2 protein-coding genes are annotated in these 2,385 nt (G+C 59.1%); both read left to right on the forward strand.

The features are described from left to right. Window positions 1-515 precede the first annotated feature (515 nt). Window positions 516-1,655, forward strand: a complete 1,140-nt coding sequence (locus tag AAAB16_RS14765) for an efflux RND transporter periplasmic adaptor subunit (RefSeq protein WP_340663996.1) — start codon at window positions 516-518, stop codon at window positions 1,653-1,655. Window positions 1,656-1,697: 42 nt separating this feature from the next. Continuing rightward, window positions 1,698-2,385: efflux RND transporter permease subunit (locus tag AAAB16_RS14770; RefSeq protein ID WP_340663997.1), on the forward strand; the 688-nt coding region annotated here is incomplete at its 3' end.

Genomic DNA, 2,385 nt, shown 5'->3' on the forward strand with positions numbered 1-2,385 from the left:
ACAATGACGAGAGCCGAATGATTTCACCGTCGCCCCCGCGCAGGCGGGGGCCCAGGTTCGCAGAGCAGCCGGCGAACAGCGTTCGCCCTAGCCATTCTGGATTCCCGCCTTCGCGGGAATGACGAGAGCCGAATGATTTCACCCGTCGCCCCCGCGCAGGCGGGGGCCCAGGTTCGCAGAGCGGCAGGCGAACAGCGTTCGCCCTAGCGATTCTGCATTCCCGCCTGCGCGGGAACGACGAGAGCCGAATAATTTCACCCGTCGTCCCCGCGTAGGCGGGGACCCAGGTTCGCAGAGCGGCAGGCGAACATCAGTCGTGCGAGCAACTCTGGGTTCCCGCCTTAAAAATCACGCTCACCCGCTAAAAACCGCTGGACTCTTTTCGTTTATTCGTCATCACAAATCCCCCCGCAATCATTTGCAAACCGCGCCTTTTGACTTGCCCACGGCGCTGGGACTAAGGTACGCGCCTTGCCTATTCCACAGGCCCAATTTCCCTGCCAAGGAACCGGAATATGTTGCTTCGCCGCTTTCTCATCACCATCGTGGTGATGGCCATTGTTGTAGTCGCGCTCGGCTATGGTTGGTGGACCCACCTGCAAACCCAAATTGCCCAATTCAGCGCACCCAAGCCAGCCATCAGCGTGTCCGCTGCGCTGAGCAGCGAGCACGAATGGCAAAGTCGCTTGCCCGCCATCGGCACCCTGAAAGCCTTGCAAGGCGTTGACCTCACCGTAGAGTCGAGCGGCACCGTGCGTGATGTGCTGTTCCGCTCTGGGGAAAAAGTCGAGCTGCACCAACCCATCGTTCAGCTCGATAGCGAAGTGGAACAAGCCACCCTCGCCACGTCGGAAGCCGAACGCGGCCTGGCCCAGGTTGAGTTTGAGCGGGCACGCAGCCTGGTCACCCGCCAAGCCTTGTCAAAAAGCGAATACGATCGCCTCGCCGCCGAACTGCAGAAGTCCAATACCCGCGTTGCCCAGCTCAAAGCCGTATTGGCCAAGAAGCGCATCATTGCGCCGTTTGCCGGCACCATCGGTATTCGCCAGGTTGACGTCGGCGACTTCGTCTCCAGCGGTACCATCATTGCCACGCTGCAAGATGTCAGCAGCTTGTATGTCGACTTCTTCCTGCCCGAACAATCGGTGCCGCTGCTGAAGCTCGGCCAGCGCGTGCGGTTTGTAGTGGCGGCCTATCCGAACGAAAGCTTTGAAGGCGAAATCAATGCCATCAACCCCAAGGTCGATAACAGCACCCGCAACGTGCAAATCCGCGCCCTGCTAAGCAACCCAGAAAGCAAACTGCTGCCGGGTATGTTCGCCAATCTGGAAGTGCTGCTGCCCAACCAAAGCGTGCGCGTGGTGGTGCCGGAAACGGCCATCACCTACACCCTGTACGGCAACTCGGTGTACGTGGTCGGCGTGAAGAAAGATGAGCAAGGCCAGGACGTTAAAGACGACAAAGGTCAGCCTTTCCTACAGGTTGAGCGCCGTTTTGTGGAAACCGGCGAGCGCCGCGATGGCCAAGTGGTGATTCTCAAAGGCCTGAAAAAAGACGAACAGGTGGTGACTGCCGGCCAGCTCAAACTGGATAACGGCGCCCACGTGACCATCGTCGACGACCAGGCACTCCTGAATAGTCAGTCCAGCAACTAGGTTGCCCAACCGCTAGACCGTAGCTGGCAAAGGAAGCACTCCATGGCTTTTACAGACCCCTTTATCCGTCGCCCGGTGTTGGCCACCGTGGTCAGTCTGCTGATTATTCTTCTGGGCTTTCAAGCCTTCAGCAAACTGACCATCCGCCAATACCCGCAGATGGAAAACGCCCTGATCCAGGTGACCACCGCCTACCCCGGTGCCAACGCTGAGACCATTCAGGGCTATATCACCCAACCCTTGCAGCAGGCCTTGGCCAGCGCCGAGGGTATCGACTATATGACCTCGGTCAGCCGGCAGAACTACTCGGTTATCTCGATTTACGCGCGCATCGGCTCAGACAGCGACCGCCTGTTTACCGAGCTACTGGCCAAGGCCAACGAGGTGAAAAACCAGCTGCCGCAAAATGCCGAAGACCCGGTATTAAGCAAAGAGGCAGCCGATGCCTCGGCGTTGATGTACGTGAGTTTCTACAGTGATGAGCTGAGCAACCCGCAGATCACCGACTACCTGAGCCGCGTGATCCAGCCCAAGCTGGCCACCCTGCCCGGCATGGCCGAAGCGGAGATTCTCGGTAACCAGGTGTTCGCTATGCGCATCTGGCTGGACCCGGTGAGGCTTGCCGCCTATGGCATCACCGCCCAGGACGTAAACGATGCGGTGCGCAAAAACAACTTCCTCTCCGCCGCCGGTGAGACCAAGGGCGAGTACGTGGTCACCAGCGTTAACG

It is taken from the genome of Pseudomonas sp. (assembly GCF_037994325.1).
Classification (GTDB): domain Bacteria; phylum Pseudomonadota; class Gammaproteobacteria; order Pseudomonadales; family Pseudomonadaceae; genus Aquipseudomonas.